Raw genomic sequence first — 16,872 nt, forward strand, 5'->3', positions numbered from 1 at the left:
GGACGGATCGGCCGCAAGAATGTAAAGAATTGTTTATTCGGAGCATTTCGGGCTCGCGATGCTAAAGTTCGGGCCGACCCGGCCGTTATCTGGGTCAAACCGTACAGGAAACCCATCGTGAAGATCGATTCCACTCCGAAACCGAGCCCCCTCGCGCCGACCGGCACCGGCGCGGCCCGTGCGCAGTCCGGCACGGCCCAGTCGTCCGGGCAGGCAGCCGACGCAGGATCGACCGGCGGCGACACGACCGTGAACCTGTCGGGTCTGTCGGGCCAGCTGCGTTCGATATCCGCGTCGGGCGACGCCGATATCGACACGGGCCTGGTCCAGTCGATCAAGGACGCGCTGAACGACGGCACGCTGACGATCGACGCGAACAAGATTGCCGACGGCGTACTGAACACCGCCCGCGAACTGCTGCAGCAGCAGCGCCCGCAGGGCAGCTAATCCCGGCCTCGTGGCCGGTTCACCCGGTTTGCCGGCGCGCGCAGCACTGCACGCACCGGCGTGACGAGCATGACGCGATGAGAGAAGAGCTGCTGGCCACGGTCAACGACGAACACGCGACGGTCGAAGCGTTCGCGTCCCTGCTCGTCTACGAGGAAAAGGCGCTGACGACGGCCGAGCCGCTCGAGATGCTGCCCGGGATCGTCGAGAAGAAAAGCGCGCTGATCGACCGGCTCGCGCAGCTCGAACGCACGCGCGACACGCAACTTTCCGCGCTCGGCTTTCCGGCCGGCAAGAAAGGCATGGACCAGGCGGCCGAACGCGATGCGCGCCTCGCGAGCCGCTGGCAACTGCTGCAACAGGCCGCCGAACGCGCGCGCCAGGCCAATGCGAACAACGGGATGCTGATCCGGATCCGGATGGACTACAACGAGCGCGCGCTCGCGGTGCTGCGCTCGGCGCCCGCGCCGGCCGGCGTGTACGGCCCCGACGGACGCGTCTCGGCGCTGACGCGCTGACGTCGCGCCGCGCGGCCGCCCGGCGGCCGCGCCCCTGCCTTGCCCGTCGTTACAGCAGCGGACACGCGGTGACCTGCGTGCCGCGCTCCACGCACAGCCGCTCGTAGTCGCGCAGATACGCACGCTCGGCGTCGTCCAGCAGGTCGAGATCGATCAGATCCCAGTCGTAGCCGACCGTCACGATGTTCTCGAACGTCACGGTGCCCGGCTGCGCGTCGTCCGGCCGCACGATCACGATGTTCTCGATCCGCACGCCGCCCTTGCCCGGCAGGTAGATGCCCGGCTCGACCGAAATCACCGCATTCGGCACCAGCCCGTACCGGGCGCCCGGCGCGAATCGCACGCCGCCCTCGTGTACGTGAATCCCGACGCCGTGCCCGGTGCCGTGGCCGAAATCGTAGCCATGATCGCGACACACCTGCCGCACCAGCGCATCGACGTCGCCGCCCGTCGCGGCGGCCGGAAAGCGCGCGACGAGCCCCTTGATGCAGGCCTTCAGCGCGACCGTGTAAATCTCGCGCTGCCACGGCTGCGCGACCGTGTCCGGCCGCGTGCGGCGCAGCACCACGCGCGTGCAGTCCGTCGCGAAGCCGGCTTCGTAATACGCGCCGCTGTCGAGCAGCACGAGTTCGCCTTCGGTCAGCTCGACGTCGGCGCTCGCCGCCGTGTAATGCGCGAAGGCGCTGTTCGCGCCATTCGCCGCGATCGACGGAAACGACAGCGCGACCGCCGAGCGTGCGCCGTACGCGTCGTTGATCGTGCGTGCGAGATCGTACTCGGTGTGACGCACGCCCGGCTCGCCGGCCTTCGCCCAGCGCATCGTTTCGGCGATCGCCGCGGAGCTGCGCGCGAACGCGTCGCGAAAGCGCTCGAGCACCGCCGGCGTCTTGCTCGCGCGCATCGCCTCGACCGGGTTGAAATCGGCGTGCCGCGCGTGCGGCCACACCCGCTTCACCGCGTCGACGAGTGCGCAGTTCACCGATTCGAAGCCATAGCACACGTGCTCGACCGCGAACTGCGCGAGGAAGCGCTCGAGCGCCGCGACGTCGCGCCGGATCACGTGCAGCGCCGGATACGAAGCGAGCGCGACCTCGCAGCGGTCGCAGCCTTCCGGCAAAAACAGCGCCACCTGGTCGCCGATCGCGAACAGGAAGCCGAGGTGCGACGACGCATTCGGGATGTGATAGCCGCGGCTGTTCAGCAGATACGCGAGATCGTCCGATGCGCAGGTGAAGAACGCCGTCCTGCCGTCGGCCGCGCCGGTATGCGCGGCGAGCCGGCGGTTCAGCGCGTCGAGGTTTTGCGCGACGCTCAGGCCGGTCACCGTTGCCGGGATCTCGAAGATCGGCCGCTCGACGTTCCAGCCCGGCAGCGCGATCGCGCGATCGATCTCGCGATCGGCGAGGCTCGCCCAGTCGAGCGACGCGGCCTGCGTCTCATCGAACAGCCGGTTGCGCTGCGCGACGCTGATCCGTCGCGCGTCGTAGCCGACCCGCGCGAGCCGGCTCGCGTGCACGACCAGCCAGTCGGCCATCGCCTGCCAGATCGTCACGTCGATGCCGAGCTTCTCCACCCGCACGCGCGCCGGATCGCACTGCTCGTCGGCCTGGAAGTGATAGCGGCCGTCGACGAACAGCACGAACGGCGGCACGCCGAGCGCCTGCGCGGTCGCCGCGCTCAGGAAGATCCCGCAGCCGGCCGAGCCGTCGAAGCCGGACACCGCGTAGCGCGGGTTGTTGCTGCGCGGCAGGTACTCGGTCACGTATTCGTCCTGCGACGTGATCAGCACCGCGTCGAGTCGCGCGGCATCGAGCAGGCGCGACAGGCCGGCCTGGGTCTCGGCGACGGACGCGTCGTACGGGGGAAGGCCGGAAAAGCTGTATTTCAGTCGATCGATCATCGGATGCCCGTTATTCATTGTTGTCGGCGGCCGGCGGCGCGTCGCGGCATCGCGCCTGCTCGCCCGCACACGTCGCCGCGGCCCGCGCATGGCGCGACGCGCGGCCGGGCCGCGCCGCGGTTCCAGCGGCCCGCCCTCGGGAAATTTTCGTCTCACTTAACTTTGTTTGATGCGCGACAGAATCTAGAGCAGGCCGAAATCGAGGTCAAGCCAAAATTTTCGTAGGACTAAAATCGGCGCGTAGCCTGCGGATCCCGGCACAACGCCGATTCGCCCGGCGACACCGCGCGGTACAATGCGCCGGCCTCCGCCCCGGCGACCGCCCCGTCGCTGCGCCCGCGCCCCGACTCGTTGCCACGAAAGAGATTCATGGATTCAGACCTCATGCGTATCGGCCAGCGCATTCGCCGCCTGCGCCGGGAAGCGAAGAAGACGCTGCTGGAAGTCGCGACCGAGGCGAAACTGTCGGTCGGGTTCCTGTCGCAAGTCGAGCGCCATCTGACGGGCATCTCGCTGTCGTCGCTCGTCAACGTCGCGAAGGCGCTCGGCGTGCCGCTCGGCACGCTGATCGCGCAGCCGCGCCAGACGCAGCCCGATTCGCACGAGGGCAGTCGCAAGCCCTATGCGCTCGACGCCGCGTCGCAGTGGTACGAGCGGCTCTCCACCACGTTCGACGGCAGCCAGATCAACGCACTGAAGGTGCAGATGATGGAAGGCTACCGGTCGGAATGGGTCGCGCACGGCGGCGACGAATTCGTGTACGTGCTGGCCGGCCGCATCTGCTACACGGTCGGCAAGAAGAATTACCCGCTGGCGCCCGGCGACTCGCTGCACTTCGACGCGCGCAAGCGGCATCGCGTAGCCAATGTCGGCGACGGGCCGGCCGAGCTGATCACCGTCAGCACGCTGCCGCTGTTCGACGACAGTTCGGCGGAATCCGTGTCCGCGACGGCGGAAATCAGGCAGTCGAAGCCCGGCGAGCCGCGCGGGCGCCGCCGTGCGCCGGCGTCCGAACGGGATGAGCGCGACGCCGCCGCAGCGCGGCCGTCCACGGTTGGCGCGGCCGAAAGGAAGGGGGCGGCGAAGCCGCACGCCGCCGCCGGCAAGCGCCCGGCGGCCGCCACGTCGAAGCGCACGAAGAAACCGTAACCGCTGGCGGGCGCGCACGCCGCGCGCGCTGTTCCTCTCTACTCGTCGCCGATCGCGAGCGCCTGCGCGACGGCCTGGATCCGCGCGCGATGCACGGCTTCCTTGATCTTCTCCGTGTCGGCGCCGATGCCGCGCGCGATCGCGCCGGCGTCGACGCTACGCGCCGCCGCGAGCGCGACGCGCAACCGCTCGGCCTGCGGATACGGCTGCGCATCGAGCCCGAGCCGGCCGCGCGCATCCGCTTCGCAGGCCTGCAGCAGCTCGGCGAAGCGCGCCGGCTTGCGCAGCGCGTCGCTGCGCTCGAAGAGCCGCACCAGCGCGGCCGCGCCCATCTCCATCACGCGATGCAGGTTGCCGTGCTCGCGCGCGACCACCAGCGCGAGATCGCGGCATTCGTTCGGCACGCGCAGCCGCTCGCACAACGGCTTGAGCAGCTCGACGCTGCGGCTTTCGTGGCCGACGTGGCGCGGCAGCACGTCCGCGGGCGTCGTCCCCTTGCCGAGATCGTGCGTGAGCGCCGCGAAGCGCACCGCCAGCGAATAGCCCTGCTTCGCCGCGTAGTCGACGACCATCATCACGTGCACGCCGGTGTCGACTTCCGGGTGGTAATCGGCGCGCTGCGGCACGCCCCACAGCGCGTTCACCTCGGGCAGGATGCGCGCGAGCGCGCCGCAGTCGCGCAGCACCGCGAACATCCGCGACGGCTTCGCCTCCATCAGCCCGCGCGCGATTTCCTGCCACACGCGCTCGGGCACGAGCGCGTCGACCTCGCCCGCGTCGACCATCCGCCGCATCAGCGCGAGCGTTTCGTTTGCGACCGTGAATTCCGCGAACCGCGCGGCGAAGCGCGCAATGCGCAGGATCCGCACCGGATCCTCGACGAACGCGTCGCTCACGTGCCGGAACACGCGCGCGCGCAGGTCGGCCTGCCCGTCGAACGGATCGATCACCGGGCCGACCAGCGCGCCCTCCGGGCTCACTTCGCGCGCCATCGCGTTGATCGTCAGATCGCGCCGCGCGAGATCCTCGTCGAGCGTCACGTCCGGCGCGTAATGGAACTGGAAGCCGTGATAGCCGGCCGCCGTCTTGCGCTCGGTACGCGCCAGCGCGTATTCCTCCTGCGTCTGCGGATGCAGGAACACCGGGAAATCCTTGCCGACCGGCCGGAAGCCCTGCGCGGTCATCTGCTCGGGCGTCGCGCCGACCACCACGTAGTCGCGGTCCTGCACCGGCACGCCGAGCAATTCGTCGCGGATCGCTCCGCCTACTGCGTAGATGTTCATGGCTGGGGTTCGTAGTCGGCGATCACGTTGGTTTCGCGGCGCGCGGCGTCGATCCAGCGCTGCACCGCCGGCAGCGCCGTCACGCGCGCCGCATAGCCGGCCGCTTCCGGCGACAGCGCCGGCGCATACGTGTTGAAGCGCATCACGACGGGCGCATACATCGCATCGGCGATCCCGAATTCGCCGAACAGGAACGGGCCGCCCGATGCCTCGATGCATTCGCTCCACAGCGCGTCGATGCGCGCGACGTCGGCGAGCGCCTCGGGCGTCGCGCCGCGCCCCGGCATCGACGCGCGGATGTTCATACCCATCTGCGTGCGCAGCGCCGCGAAACCCGAATGCATCTCGGCGGATACGCAGCGTGCATGCGCACGCGCGAGCGGGTCGGCCGGCCACATCGGGAATTGCGGATAGCGCTCGGCGAGCGTCTCGGCGATCGCGAGCGAATCCCAGATCGCCATGCCGTGATCGTCGACCAGACACGGCACCTTGCCGGTCGGCGAGTATTCGCGGATGCGCGCGGCCGAGTCGTCGCGGCGCAGTTCGACCACGATCTCGTCGAACGGGATGCCGAAATGCGCGAGCAGCAGCCACGGCCGCATCGACCACGACGAGTAGTTCTTGTCTCCGATGACGAGCTTCATGATGGGGTTCCGAAAAACGTAAAAAAAGAAAAGGGCCGACCCGCGGCGCCCCGTGCGGATGCTAGCGACGCGAGCGGAACCAGTCGAACCGCGAGCGCCCGGTCGCTTCGCCGAGATACGCGGGTGCAATGCTTTCCAGACTCGCGGGCGAGATCCCGAGTTCCGGCGCGAGCGGCCCCGACAGCACATTGGGCACCGACATCGTCGCGAGATTGTCGCGCGTGAGCACCGGCTCGCCGGGCAGGCATTCGAACACGCTCGCCTGCAGCCGCGCAAGCGCGTCGGGCAGCCGCACGATGCGTGCCTGGCGGCCGACCAGTGTGCCGCAATAGCGCACCAGTTGCTCGAGCGTGTAGACGGTCGGGCCACCGAGTTCGTAAGTCTTGCCGCGCGCGGCCGCGAGATCGAGCGTGTTGACGAACGCGCGTACGACGTCGCCGACGAACACCGGCTGGAAGCGCGCGTCGGGCATCGCGAGCGGCAGCACGGGCGCCATGCGCTGCAGCTTCGCGAACGTGTTGAGGAATGCGTCGCCCGGGCCGAACACGACCGACGGACGGAAGATCGTCAGCGCGAGCGAATCGGTGGCCGCGACCGCATGCAACGCGGCTTCGCCGTCGCCCTTCGAGCGCTGGTACATGCTCGCGCCGCGCGAATCGGCGCCGAGCGCGCTCATGTGCAGCACGCGCCGCACGCCGACCTCGACGCATGCCGCGGCCAGCGCGGCCGGCAGCGCGACGTGCGCACGCTCGAAGCCCGGCCCGTACGGCGTGCCGCGGCCGCCGTGCAGCACGCCGATCAGGTTGATCGCCGCGTGCGCGCCGGCGACGAAGCGCGCGAGCGTGCGCGTATCGAGCGCGTCGAGTTCGACGATGTCGACCGGCAGCATCTGCAGGTGGCGCGCGTGGTCGCGCCGCCGCGTGCCGATCCGCACGTGCTTGCCGGCGTCAATCAGCGCATTGACGAGCCGGCTGCCGATGAAGCCGGTGCCACCCAGCAGCGCGACGGTCTGGCGATCCATGTTCGGGACCTCTAAGGGGCGGTTCACGCTAATAACGGGCTTGCGCTGGCCACCAGAAGGGCCGAGCGCAAGGATTGCGACGCAGCGAATACTCGACGTATTCGCAAGGAGCATGACGCAGCGATCGGCCCTTCTGGCGGCCAGCCCCATTCATGATTTTTTCCGGTCAGGGGAACGAGGCTGGCCGGCCGCATTGCGGCGTCGCGCGTCGCTTGTTTGGCTCGGCCAAACGGCGCTCCTTGCTTCTTGCACTGCAGCCGGCCAGCCTCGTTCGCAAGCCCGTTATTAGCGTGAACAGCCCCTTAAACACTGCCGCGTCTCGCGCGGCAGTTCGTATATCAGGGCGAGATCATGCCTAGACGTTTCTTCAACGACTGCGGTTTGCCCTCGAAGAGCGCCGCGTAATAGACGGTGTTCGACAGCACGTTCTTCACGTAGTCGCGCGTCTCGTTGAACGGAATCGTCTCCGCGAAGATCGCGCCTTCGACCGGCTGCGTCAACACCTGGCGCCACTGGCGCGGCCGGCCGGGGCCCGCGTTGTAGCCGGCGGTGGCGAGCACCGGCGAGCTGTCGAAGTTGTTGTAGATGTCCGCCAGATACCAGGTGCCGAGCTGGATGTTGGTGTCGATGTCGTGCATCTGCGCACGCGAGATCGTGCCCATGCCGAGCTTCTTCGCGACCATCTGCGCCGTCGCCGGCATCAGCTGCATCAGGCCGCCCGCGCCCACCGACGAACGCGCACTGATGATGAAGCGCGATTCCTGGCGGATCAGCCCGTACGCCCACTCGACGTCGAGGCCCGTCGACTGCGCGTAGCGCTCGACGGTCGTGCGGTACGGCGACGGATAGCGCAGCGTGAAGTCGTGCTCGGCCTTCGTGCGGTCGGCCGTGTTGACCGTGCGGTCGAGCAGCTCGACGCGCTTGCCGTATTCGGCGGCCGCGAGCAGCTGGCGATCGGTCATCCCGCGCAGCGGCCAGTTCCATTCGCGATTGCCTTCGAGGCGCAGGTTCAGTGCGTAGAAACGCTGCGCGAGCGCGAAGCCCGGGATCTTGCCCATCGCATCGATCTCGGCGTCGCTCACCTTCGTGCGCGGCGGGATCGTCGTGCGCTGGCCGAGCTCTTCGCCGGCCAACTGCCCGTAGAAGTTGAACTGGCCGGCGACCTGCTCGAATTCCTGGTTCGCCTGCAGCGTGTCGCCGCTCTGCTTGAGCGCGCGCGCATGCCAGTAGATCCACGCCGGATCGTTGCGCAGCGACGGCGGCATCTGCTCGATCGACCAGCGCACCATCGGCCAGTTGCCGGCGAGCAGCGCGGCGCGCGTGCGCCATTCGTAGCCCGGGTTCGACAGCGGCGCGTTCGCCGATTTCGCATACCAGACCGACGCCATCGGCGAGCGCTTGATCGCGCCCTGGTAGCCGATCGCGCCCCACGCGATCGCCTGTTCCTGCTTGGTCAGCGAAGGCGCGACCGTCGTCAGCATCCCGGCGGCGGCGTCCGGATCGTTGCGCGCCATGCGGCCGAGCGCGATCAGCGCGAGCTGATGCGACGCGGCATCGGGGCCGACGCCGCGCGCGAGATACAGCGGCGGCGCGCTCGTCGCCTGGTCGAAACCGGCCGGGCGCGGGCCGAGCGCATCGACGATCTTGCCGCCGAGCGTCGTGTAGTTCTGCTCGTACGCGAGGCGCGCCTGCTGCCACACGTCGTCGCTCGTGAACTGCTGGTTGACGGCGAGCGCGGTGATCAGGTCGACGCACGCGTCGCCGTAGTTCTTCGGCTCGACGAGCAGCGCGCGCGCCGCGTCGGCGACGTTCTCGTTGCGCGCCGCGCGCGATTCGAGCGCATAGCACTTGACCTGCGTGTCGTCGTCGAGCACGAAGCGCTTGTACTGGTCGTCGAAATTGCGCCAGTCGTGGCGCGCGCCGAGCACGAGCAGGTAGTCGTTGCGCAGGCGATCGGCGATCGCCTGGCCATCGTAGCGCTGCAGGAACGACTGCACGGGCGCATCCGGCGCATCGACGCGCGCGCGGCCCGTCGAATCGAACAGCTGCGGCTTGATCTGGAAATACTCGACGTAGGACGGAACCGGATAGTTCGGGATCATCGACGCGAGCTGCGCGGCCTTCGCGGCGTCGTTGCGGCGTGCGGCTTCGCGAAGCTGCACGAAGATCTGGTCATCCCCGGGGAGCGTGTCGTCGTTCGGTGCGGCGCACGCGGCCGTGCCCGCGACGAGCGCGCCGGCCGAAAGCATCAGCGCGACCGCGCGATATACTCGAAAAAGGCTGTTCGACATCGTTATGAATGGAGCACGAAGTGAGCGAAAGCATAGCACGCAACCCTGTGCCGAACCCGAAGGTTGCGCTGCGCAAAACGCTGTCCGGCGCCCGTCGCGACGCCGCGTCGCAGCCCGCCGCGAACGCCGCGCTCGACGCGCGGCTGCGCACGCTGCTCGACCGTCTGGCGCCGCGCACGGTCGGGTTCTACTGGCCGCTGCCGGGCGAATTCGATGCGCGCGACGCGGTGCTCGCATGGTGCGCGGCGGGTGCCGGCCGGTGCGCCGCGTTGCCGGTGATCGGCGAGCGTCACACGCCGCTCGCGTTCCACGCGTGGGACACGCACACGCCGATGCGCGAAGGCCATCACCGGATTCCCGAACCGGCGTCGGGAATCGTCGTCGTGCCCGATCTTTTGCTGATTCCCTGCGTGGGATTCGATCCGCAGCGCTACCGGCTCGGCTACGGCGGCGGCTACTACGACCGCACGCTCGCCGCATGGCCGGGCGACACGCTGCCCGTGACGGTCGGCATCGCGTACGAAGCGTGCCGCGTCGATGCGCTGCCGGCCGAAGCGCACGATCTCGCGCTGCGCTGGATCGTCACCGACGGGGCGCTTTACCCGGCCGCCGGATAATGCCGCGCACGGCGCCGCGATCGTCGCCGCCGGCCCGAGGGCGCGTCGCCGCGCCCGGGCGTTTCCGCCAGCGCTTACAGCGATGCCGCCGCGCGCGCGGCCGTGTCGTAGAGGCCCGATGCGTGGCGCAGCAACTGCGCCGCGTCGCCGATCTGCTCGTTGGTGAGGCCGCTGTCCTTCAGCGTCTCGATCAGGCAGTGCTCGCGAACCTCGCGGTACTTCAGGCACAGGTCGCGGCCCGCATCGGTCGCGAAGAAGAACACTTCCTTGCCGCTTTTCTCGCTCTTCACGTAGCCGCGGGCGATCAGTTTTTTCAGCGCATAGGTCGCGACGTGCGTATCCTCGATATTGAGCACGAAGCAGATGTCGGCGAGCTTCTTCTTGCGTTCGCGATGGCTGACGTGATGCAGCAGCGAGACCTCGACCGCCGTCATGTCCTTCGCCCCCGCCGCCGACATGCAGCGCACCATCCAGCGGTTGAACGCGTTGCCGGCCATGATGAGCCCGTATTCGAGCTCCGACAGCTCCGCGCTCGAATCGGAAACGAGGTGTTCGGATGACACGATCTTGGTCGCAGGACGCTTCATGGAAAGGCGGCGCAAGCCGGATGACAGGATGTGCCCGAGTGTACGCCAGAAGCCCCGGCCTTCGGGCTAGGCAAAAACGCTTATTGATAAGTTGTCGATATTTTGTCGACAATGTGCGCTAACATTGCCGTCCGAACCGTGCCAGTCCGATGACGCAACCCCGCATTTATCCGCTCGGCGATGCCGCCCTCGTCTGCGAGGTGCCGCCGCCCGCCACGCTCGATTGCCAGCGCCGCGTCTGGGCCGTGGCCGAGGCCGCGCGCGCGTGGCCCGACGTGATCGACGTCGTCCCCGGCATGAACAACCTGACCATCGTGTTCGACGCGCTCGCCGCGACGGCCGACTCGCTCACGCCCGCGCTGCGCGACGCGTGGGAGACGGCCGACGTCGAGCACGCGGACGGCCAAGAGGTCGAGATCCCGGTCGAGTACGGCGGGGCCGCCGGCCCCGACCTGGCCGCCGTCGCCGCCCACACGGGCCTGTCGGCCGACGAGGTCGTCGCGCGCCACGCGGCCGGCACCTACGTCGTGTTCTTCGTCGGATTCCAGCCGGGCTTCGCGTATCTCGGCGGCCTCGACGCGTCGCTGCACACGCCGCGCCGCGCGGCGCCGCGCCTGGAGGTGCCGGCCGGCTCGGTCGGCATCGGCGGCGCGCAAACCGGCATCTACCCGGCCACGTCGCCCGGCGGCTGGCAACTGATCGGCCGCACGTCGCAGTCGCTGTTCGATCCGGCGCGGCCGCAGCCGACGCTGCTGCTGCCCGGCGACCGCGTACGCTTCACCGTTGCGGGAGTCGACCCACGATGACCCAGAGCCACGCACCGGGCACCATCGAGGTCGTGCGGGCCGGCCCGCTGTCGACCGTGCAGGATCTCGGGCGCCGCGGCACGCGCCATCTCGGCGTCGCGCAAGGCGGCGCGCTCGACGGCCTCGCGCTCGAGGTCGGCAACCGGCTCGTCGGCAACCGCCCCGACGCGGCGGCCGTCGAAATCACGATCGGCCCCGCCACGTTCCGCTTCACGCGCGCGACGCGCATCGCGATCGCCGGCACCGAATTCGGCGCGACGCTCGACGGCAAGCCCGTGTACTCATGGTGGAGCCTGCCGGTCCGCGCCGGGCAGACGCTTGTGCTGCCGGCCGCGAAACGCGGCATGCGCGGCTACCTGTGTATCGCGGGCGGCATCGACGTGCTGCCGATGCTCGGCTCGCGCAGCACCGATCTCGCGTCGCGCTTCGGCGGTCTCGGCGGCCGCGCGCTGCGCGACGGCGACCGGCTCCCGGTCGGCGTGCCGCCGGCCGGCGCGGGTTGCCTCGCGGCCGATGCGCCCGAATTCGGCGTGAAGGCGCCGGCGTGGTGCGCGTTCGTGCGCGTCGACGAGCCGCCGCGCCGTCACCGCCCCGCGCACGCACCGTGGGCGATGCCCGTGCGCGTGCTGCCGGGCCCCGACTACGCGTCGTTCGCGGCCGATTCGCAGCAGGCGTTCTGGGACGAGGAATGGCTCGTCACCGCGAACAGCAACCGGATGGGCTATCGGCTCGCCGGCGCCGAGCTCGTGCGCGAGCGCCCGGTCGAGCTGCTGTCGCACGCGGTGCTGCCCGGCACGATCCAGGTGCCGCCGAACGGCCAGCCGATCGTGCTGATGCACGACGCCCAGACCACCGGCGGCTACCCGAAGATCGGCACGGTGATCCGCGCCGACCTGTGGAAGCTCGCGCAGGCGCGGCTCAACCTGCCGATCCGCTTCGTGCGCACGACGCTCGACGCCGCACGCGCCGCCCTCGTCGCGGAACGGGCGTACTTGCGGCAGATCGACGTCGCGATCGAGATGCGCGAGGAAGCGCGCCGCGCCGCCCAAACGCGCGCGGCGTGACAATGACGGAAGCGGCACGGAGGACGCGCCACGCAATCAGTGGACGAGGAACGTTATGGAAATCGATCTGAATGCCGATCTCGGCGAAGGATGCGGATCGGACGAGGCGCTGCTCGACCTCGTCACGTCGGCGAACATCGCATGCGGATGGCATGCGGGCGGCGCGAATGCGATGCGCGACTGCGTGCGCTGGGCCGTGCAGAAAGGCGTGTCGATCGGCGCGCATCCGAGCTTTCACGATCCGGAGAATTTCGGCCGCAAGGAAATGCAGTTGCCGGCCGGCGACATCTACGCGGGCGTGCTGTACCAGCTCGGCGCGCTGTCTGCGATCGCGCAGGCCGAGGGCGGGCGCATCGCGCACGTGAAACCGCACGGCGCGCTGTACAACCAGGCCGCGCGCGATCCGATGATCGCCGACGCGGTGGTATCCGCGATCCACGACTTCGATCCGTCGCTCGCGGTGTTCGGGCTCGCGAACAGCGTGTTCATCGCGGCCGCGCGACATGCGGGGCTCGCGGCGGTGGAGGAAGTATTCGCCGATCGCGGCTATCGCGCGGACGGCTCGCTGGTGCCGCGCAGCCTGCCCGGCGCGTTGATCGACGATGAAGATGCGGTGCTCGCGCGCACGCTCGACATGGTGCGCAACCGGCAGGTGCGCGCATTGAGCGGCGAATGGGTGCCGCTCAATGCGCAGACCGTCTGCCTGCATGGCGACGGGCCGCATGCGCTGGCGTTCGCGAAAAGGATTCGCGCGGCGCTCGAGGCGGCCGGCGTCGACGTCGTGGCGCCCGGCGCGCTGCAGGCCGACGAAGGCGCGTAACGAAGCATCCGGCGCATCGCCCGCGTGTCGCGCGTTTTGTCGCACCAAAGAAAAAAGCGCCCTCGTGGCGCTTTTCCGTTGGCGCAATCGCTGCGGCTTCGCCGTCTGTCGATTCGCCCCCCGAAACCGTCTTTCGACGGTGACCGGAAAAATATTCCGGATTAAAAAACGTCCGCCGCCGCCCGATCACTGCCTTCCCCGGTCAGACGGCGGAACGTCGCTTATGTGCAAGTCGGCCTGCATGCATGTGTTTTCGACGACGATTGGCCCCGCCGTGCATGCAGACTCTCCGCGGCCGGCACATGCTTCATGTGCCGGCGACGCTCACCCCGCGCTTTATTTCTGCTACCCCGTAGAACTTATCTATTCTTTTCATTTTTTCAACTTGTGGGGTGAAGAATAGATATCGGCCGAACGGGATGTCAATCGTTTTAAACGCTATTTTCCGACGATTCAAGGGTTTTCCTTATCGAGCGACGCCACTGCGCAGGCGCTGCGCGCCGTGCGTGCGACGTCGATCAAACAGGGGAAGATCGATGCGGGCAGGCGGGCGCGATCAGTTCGCGTCGACCCGGTATCCTTGCTGGCGCAACAATTCGAGCACGCCGCGCGGGCCACCCAGATGCAGCGCGCCGATCGCGACGAACAGCGGCCGGTTCGGCGCGGCGATTGCCGTCATCCGTGCAACGAAGCGCCGGTTGCGTTCGTACACGATCTTGTTGTCGAGCGACGCCGACAACGCCTTCGAATGCGCGAGCCGCTCGCTCTTCGCGACGGCCCATGCGGAGATCGCATCGGCGTCGCCAATTCGCCACAGCCGGTGCAGCGCCTTGATGTCGTCGGCGTTCTGCGCGGGCGTCTGCACCATGTCCTGCGCGAGCATCTCGCGCTGCTCGGCGAGCGTCAGCCCGGTGAACGCGCGCATCTGTTCGGCGAGCGTCTCGAGTCCGATCACGCGGCCGCCCTTCTTCTTCAGGAACACGTTCTGCAGTTGCGCCTCGGTGCCGTATTCGGTCTGCAGGCCCGCCGACAGCGAATCGTAGGTCTCGACGACGAGCGCCGCGAGCCACGGCCGCATCTTGCGGATCTCGGCGAGCGCGGCCGGATTGCCGCGCAGGCGCGCCGCGAGCCGCTGCCACAGCGGCTCGGGCAGCAGGCGCTGCAGGCACGGGTAGCGACACACGCCGTATTTCGACACGTCGTCCTGCGATTCGAGCAGGTCGTCGGGCGAAAGTTCGAGCGCGAGCGTCGGCGACGCGGCGAGCGCCGCGAGGATGCGCGGCCGGAACGGCTGCGCGCTCGGGTAATCGGACGGATCGCCCGTGTGCAGCGTGCCGAGCACGTAGAGCGTGACCTTGCCCTTGGTCGCGACGTAGAACGGCATGCGCGCCGGCTGCACGCGCACGGTGCCGCGCGACACCGTGCCGTCCGATCCGGCCGGCGCATGGAAGCCCGGCAGGCTCATGCCGGGCGGCGGAACCTGCGACGGATGAATCGGCGAAGTCGCCGGCGCACGCCCTTCGGCGCGCGCCGGCTCGACGGGCACCACGACGCTGGCCGCCACGCACGCGCCGGCCAGCGCCGCGCCCGTGACGGTGCGCACGCTCCAGCGCCGCGCGTAGCGGTATGCGCGCATTGCGCGCGCGCCGCCTGCCCCCGCACGGCGCACGCCGGACACGCGCGCCGCCAACGCTTCAGGCATTCTCCTCCCCGACCTCCTCGGCGCGATGGCAGGCCACGCGCCGGCCGTCCACTTCACGCAATTGCGGCTCCTCGACGCGGCACCGCTCGACCGCGTACGGGCAGCGCTGGTGAAACGAGCAGCCCGACGGCGGATTGAGCGGCGACGGCAGCTCGCCCTGCAGCTTGATCTGCACGCGGCGGTCTTCCTCGAAGATCGCCGGCGTCGCCGACATCAGCGCCTGCGTGTACGGATGGCGCGGCCGTGCGTAGATCGTCGCCTTGTCGCCGAGCTCGGCGACGCTGCCGAAGTACATCACCATCACGTCGTCCGCGACGTGCTCGACCACCGACAGGTTGTGCGAGATGAACACGTAGCTCGTCTTGAACTGCTCCTGCAGATCCATGAACAGGTTCAGGATCTGCGCCTGGATCGACACGTCGAGCGCAGACACCGGCTCGTCGGCGACGACGATGCGCGGATCGAGGATCATCGCGCGCGCGATCGCGACCCGCTGGCGCTGGCCGCCGGAGAACATGTGCGGATAGCGCTTCGCGTGCTCGGGCCGCAGCCCGACCGTGCGCATGATCTGCGCGATGCGCGCGGCGCGCTCGGCTGCCGTCAGGTTCGCGTTGATCTCGAGCGGCTCGGCGAGCGTCTGCTCGACGGTCTTGCGCGGGTTGAGCGACGCGAACGGGTTCTGGAACACCATCTGCACGCGGCGACGCAGGTCGGCGACCGTGTCGCGGCTCGCGCCGGCCACGTTCTTGCCGTCGATCGTCAGGCTGCCCGACGTGGGCGTCTCGATCATCGTGAGCTGGCGCGCGAGCGTCGACTTCCCGCAGCCCGACTCGCCGACGACGGCGAGCGTCTTGCCGCGCTTCAGCGAGAACGACACGCCGTTCAGCGCCTTCACCGTGCCCTGCCCGAACATCCCGCGCTTCACCGAATAGTGCTTCGCGAGGCCGTCGGCCACCAGGACGTCCTCGTCGTGCGACACGTGGCGCGTATCCTGGACTGCATTCATCGTGCGCCTCCCGTCAGGTCGAGGTTGGAAACATTGAGCGGCTTGATGCAGCGCGCGCGCATCGCATCGTTGCCCGGCACCAGCGTGTCGAGCGCCGGCCGCGCCTTGCGGCAATCGTCGACGACGTACTTGCAGCGCGGCGCGAAGAGGCACCCGGACGGGCGATCATCGCGGCCCGGCACCATGCCCGGCAATGCGGCAAGGCGACGCGCCCCCCGATTGTGCTCGGGAATCGCCGCGAGCAGCGCTTCGGTGTACGGATGATGCGGCGCGCGGAAGATGTCGGGCACGCGGTTGGTCTCGATGACCTCGCCCGCGTACATCACCGCGACGCGATGCGCGACCTCGGATACCACCGCCAGATCGTGCGAGATCAGCACGAGCGCCATCCCGCGCTCCTTCTGCAGCTTCACGAGCAGATCCATGATCTGCGCCTGGATCGTCACGTCGAGCGCGGTGGTCGGCTCGTCGGCGATCAGGAGCTTCGGGTTGCACGCGACGGCCATCGCGATCATCACGCGCTGGTTCATCCCGCCCGACATCTGGTGCGGGAACGACGCGATGCGGTTCTTCGCATCGGGAATGCCGACCTGGTCGAGCAGTTCGAGCGCGCGCCGGTGCAGCGCGTCGCCGCGCAGGCCTTCGTGCAGCTTCAGCACTTCCTTGATCTGGTAGCCGACCGTGTAGCTCGGATTCAGGCTCGTCAGCGCGTCCTGGAACACCATCGCGATGTCCTTGCCGACGATCTTGCGGCGCGCCTTCGGCGACGCTTTCAGCAGGTCGACGCCGTCGAACGTGACCTCGTCGGCCGTCACCTTGCCGGGCGCGTCGATCAGGCCCATCAGCGCCATCATCGTCACGCTCTTGCCCGAGCCCGATTCGCCGACGACGCCCACCACCTCGCCCGGCGCGACCGACAGGTTGATCCGGTCGACCGCGGGCAGGCCGTTGAAGTTCACCGCGAGATTGCGGATAGTCAGTAGATTTTGGGTCATGTCGTCCTCCGCCGGGCCGCCC

The 16,872-nt window shown here is 69.0% G+C and carries 16 protein-coding genes; 7 read left to right on the forward strand and 9 right to left on the reverse strand.

What is annotated here, in order from left to right:
- The first annotated feature begins 117 nt into the window (after positions 1 to 117).
- Positions 118 to 447 (forward strand): flagellar biosynthesis anti-sigma factor FlgM, encoded by a 330-nt coding sequence (gene flgM / locus WT97_RS01800; protein WP_059791006.1) that lies wholly within the window; start codon positions 118 to 120, stop codon positions 445 to 447.
- Between the two features lie 77 nt (positions 448 to 524).
- Positions 525 to 965 (forward strand): flagella synthesis protein FlgN, encoded by a 441-nt coding sequence (locus WT97_RS01805; protein WP_006477557.1) that lies wholly within the window; start codon positions 525 to 527, stop codon positions 963 to 965.
- Between the two features lie 49 nt (positions 966 to 1,014).
- Here the strand turns inward: WT97_RS01805 and WT97_RS01810 are convergent, their stop codons facing one another.
- Positions 1,015 to 2,865 (reverse strand): M24 family metallopeptidase, encoded by a 1,851-nt coding sequence (locus WT97_RS01810; protein ID WP_059791008.1) that lies wholly within the window; start codon positions 2,863 to 2,865, stop codon positions 1,015 to 1,017.
- A 369-nt stretch (positions 2,866 to 3,234) separates the two neighbouring features.
- On the opposite strand from WT97_RS01810, the gene WT97_RS01815 reads away from it, so the two are divergent.
- A complete protein-coding gene (locus WT97_RS01815; RefSeq protein ID WP_060352708.1) occupies positions 3,235 to 4,014 on the forward strand; it encodes a helix-turn-helix domain-containing protein in 780 nt (259 codons plus the stop codon).
- A gap of 38 nt (positions 4,015 to 4,052) precedes the next feature.
- Here the strand turns inward: WT97_RS01815 and WT97_RS01820 are convergent, their stop codons facing one another.
- From WT97_RS01820 to WT97_RS01835, 4 genes are all read right to left on the reverse strand, one after another.
- On the reverse strand, positions 4,053 to 5,297 hold the full coding sequence (locus WT97_RS01820; protein ID WP_060352709.1) for a multifunctional CCA addition/repair protein: 1,245 nt from the start codon (positions 5,295 to 5,297) through the stop codon (positions 4,053 to 4,055).
- Positions 5,294 to 5,941, reverse strand: a complete 648-nt coding sequence (locus WT97_RS01825; RefSeq protein ID WP_059791012.1) for a glutathione S-transferase family protein — start codon at positions 5,939 to 5,941, stop codon at positions 5,294 to 5,296. The genes WT97_RS01820 and WT97_RS01825 overlap by 4 nt, the downstream gene beginning before the upstream one ends.
- A 61-nt stretch (positions 5,942 to 6,002) precedes the next feature.
- Positions 6,003 to 6,962 (reverse strand): complex I NDUFA9 subunit family protein, encoded by a 960-nt coding sequence (locus tag WT97_RS01830; RefSeq protein WP_060352710.1) that lies wholly within the window; start codon positions 6,960 to 6,962, stop codon positions 6,003 to 6,005.
- Between the two features lie 338 nt (positions 6,963 to 7,300).
- Positions 7,301 to 9,253, reverse strand: a complete 1,953-nt coding sequence (locus tag WT97_RS01835) for a lytic transglycosylase domain-containing protein (RefSeq protein WP_059500627.1) — start codon at positions 9,251 to 9,253, stop codon at positions 7,301 to 7,303.
- Between the two features lie 8 nt (positions 9,254 to 9,261).
- Here WT97_RS01835 and WT97_RS01840 point away from each other — a divergent pair, with 8 nt between their 5' ends.
- A complete protein-coding gene (locus tag WT97_RS01840; RefSeq protein WP_059500626.1) occupies positions 9,262 to 9,870 on the forward strand; it encodes a 5-formyltetrahydrofolate cyclo-ligase in 609 nt (202 codons plus the stop codon).
- A gap of 74 nt (positions 9,871 to 9,944) precedes the next feature.
- Here the strand turns inward: WT97_RS01840 and WT97_RS01845 are convergent, their stop codons facing one another.
- Positions 9,945 to 10,457 carry a winged helix DNA-binding protein gene (locus WT97_RS01845; protein ID WP_011546427.1) on the reverse strand — a complete coding sequence of 171 codons (513 nt, stop codon included), beginning with the start codon at positions 10,455 to 10,457 and terminating at the stop codon, positions 9,945 to 9,947.
- Between the two features lie 149 nt (positions 10,458 to 10,606).
- Here WT97_RS01845 and pxpB point away from each other — a divergent pair, with 149 nt between their 5' ends.
- From pxpB to pxpA, 3 genes are read left to right on the forward strand one after another with little or no spacing between them, the layout of a single operon-like run.
- A complete protein-coding gene (gene pxpB / locus WT97_RS01850) occupies positions 10,607 to 11,263 on the forward strand; it encodes a 5-oxoprolinase subunit PxpB (protein ID WP_059791018.1) in 657 nt (218 codons plus the stop codon).
- A complete protein-coding gene (locus WT97_RS01855) occupies positions 11,260 to 12,327 on the forward strand; it encodes a biotin-dependent carboxyltransferase family protein (RefSeq protein WP_059500624.1) in 1,068 nt (355 codons plus the stop codon). The genes pxpB and WT97_RS01855 overlap by 4 nt, the downstream gene beginning before the upstream one ends.
- A 55-nt stretch (positions 12,328 to 12,382) precedes the next feature.
- The gene (gene pxpA / locus WT97_RS01860) at positions 12,383 to 13,147 is read left to right on the forward strand and encodes a 5-oxoprolinase subunit PxpA (RefSeq protein ID WP_059791022.1); all 765 of its coding nucleotides are present in this window, start codon (positions 12,383 to 12,385) and stop codon (positions 13,145 to 13,147) included.
- Positions 13,148 to 13,703: 556 nt separating this feature from the next.
- Here the strand turns inward: pxpA and WT97_RS01865 are convergent.
- From WT97_RS01865 to WT97_RS01875, 3 genes are read right to left on the reverse strand one after another with little or no spacing between them, the layout of a single operon-like run.
- Entirely contained in the window at positions 13,704 to 14,849 is a 1,146-nt protein-coding gene (locus tag WT97_RS01865; protein WP_059500622.1) for a TraB/GumN family protein, read from the reverse strand.
- A complete protein-coding gene (locus WT97_RS01870) occupies positions 14,842 to 15,855 on the reverse strand; it encodes a peptide ABC transporter ATP-binding protein (protein WP_059500621.1) in 1,014 nt (337 codons plus the stop codon). The genes WT97_RS01865 and WT97_RS01870 overlap by 8 nt, the downstream gene beginning before the upstream one ends.
- The gene (locus tag WT97_RS01875; RefSeq protein WP_059500620.1) at positions 15,852 to 16,850 is read right to left on the reverse strand and encodes an ABC transporter ATP-binding protein; all 999 of its coding nucleotides are present in this window, start codon (positions 16,848 to 16,850) and stop codon (positions 15,852 to 15,854) included. Before WT97_RS01875 ends, WT97_RS01870 begins: the two co-directional genes overlap by 4 nt.
- Positions 16,851 to 16,872: the final 22 nt, after the last annotated feature.

The sequence above is a fragment of the Burkholderia sp. MSMB1459WGS genome, assembly GCF_001534535.1.
Lineage (GTDB): Bacteria > Pseudomonadota > Gammaproteobacteria > Burkholderiales > Burkholderiaceae > Burkholderia.

Bases quoted from the DNA above. Each gene is read 5' to 3' on its own strand.
- WT97_RS01805 (WP_006477557.1), top strand. From the start codon at position 525: ATGAGAGAAGAGCTGCTGGCCACGGTCAACGACGAACACGCGACGGTC.
- WT97_RS01810 (WP_059791008.1), bottom strand. From the start codon at position 2,865: ATGATCGATCGACTGAAATACAGCTTTTCCGGCCTTCCCCCGTACGAC.
- WT97_RS01815 (WP_060352708.1), top strand. From the start codon at position 3,235: ATGGATTCAGACCTCATGCGTATCGGCCAGCGCATTCGCCGCCTGCGC.
- WT97_RS01820 (WP_060352709.1), bottom strand. From the start codon at position 5,297: ATGAACATCTACGCAGTAGGCGGAGCGATCCGCGACGAATTGCTCGGC.
- WT97_RS01825 (WP_059791012.1), bottom strand. From the start codon at position 5,941: ATGAAGCTCGTCATCGGAGACAAGAACTACTCGTCGTGGTCGATGCGG.
- WT97_RS01830 (WP_060352710.1), bottom strand. From the start codon at position 6,962: ATGGATCGCCAGACCGTCGCGCTGCTGGGTGGCACCGGCTTCATCGGC.
- WT97_RS01835 (WP_059500627.1), bottom strand. From the start codon at position 9,253: ATGTCGAACAGCCTTTTTCGAGTATATCGCGCGGTCGCGCTGATGCTT.
- WT97_RS01840 (WP_059500626.1), top strand. From the start codon at position 9,262: ATGGAGCACGAAGTGAGCGAAAGCATAGCACGCAACCCTGTGCCGAAC.
- WT97_RS01845 (WP_011546427.1), bottom strand. From the start codon at position 10,457: ATGAAGCGTCCTGCGACCAAGATCGTGTCATCCGAACACCTCGTTTCC.
- pxpB (WP_059791018.1), top strand. From the start codon at position 10,607: ATGACGCAACCCCGCATTTATCCGCTCGGCGATGCCGCCCTCGTCTGC.
- WT97_RS01855 (WP_059500624.1), top strand. From the start codon at position 11,260: ATGACCCAGAGCCACGCACCGGGCACCATCGAGGTCGTGCGGGCCGGC.
- pxpA (WP_059791022.1), top strand. From the start codon at position 12,383: ATGGAAATCGATCTGAATGCCGATCTCGGCGAAGGATGCGGATCGGAC.
- WT97_RS01865 (WP_059500622.1), bottom strand. From the start codon at position 14,849: ATGCCTGAAGCGTTGGCGGCGCGCGTGTCCGGCGTGCGCCGTGCGGGG.
- WT97_RS01870 (WP_059500621.1), bottom strand. From the start codon at position 15,855: ATGAATGCAGTCCAGGATACGCGCCACGTGTCGCACGACGAGGACGTC.
- WT97_RS01875 (WP_059500620.1), bottom strand. From the start codon at position 16,850: ATGACCCAAAATCTACTGACTATCCGCAATCTCGCGGTGAACTTCAAC.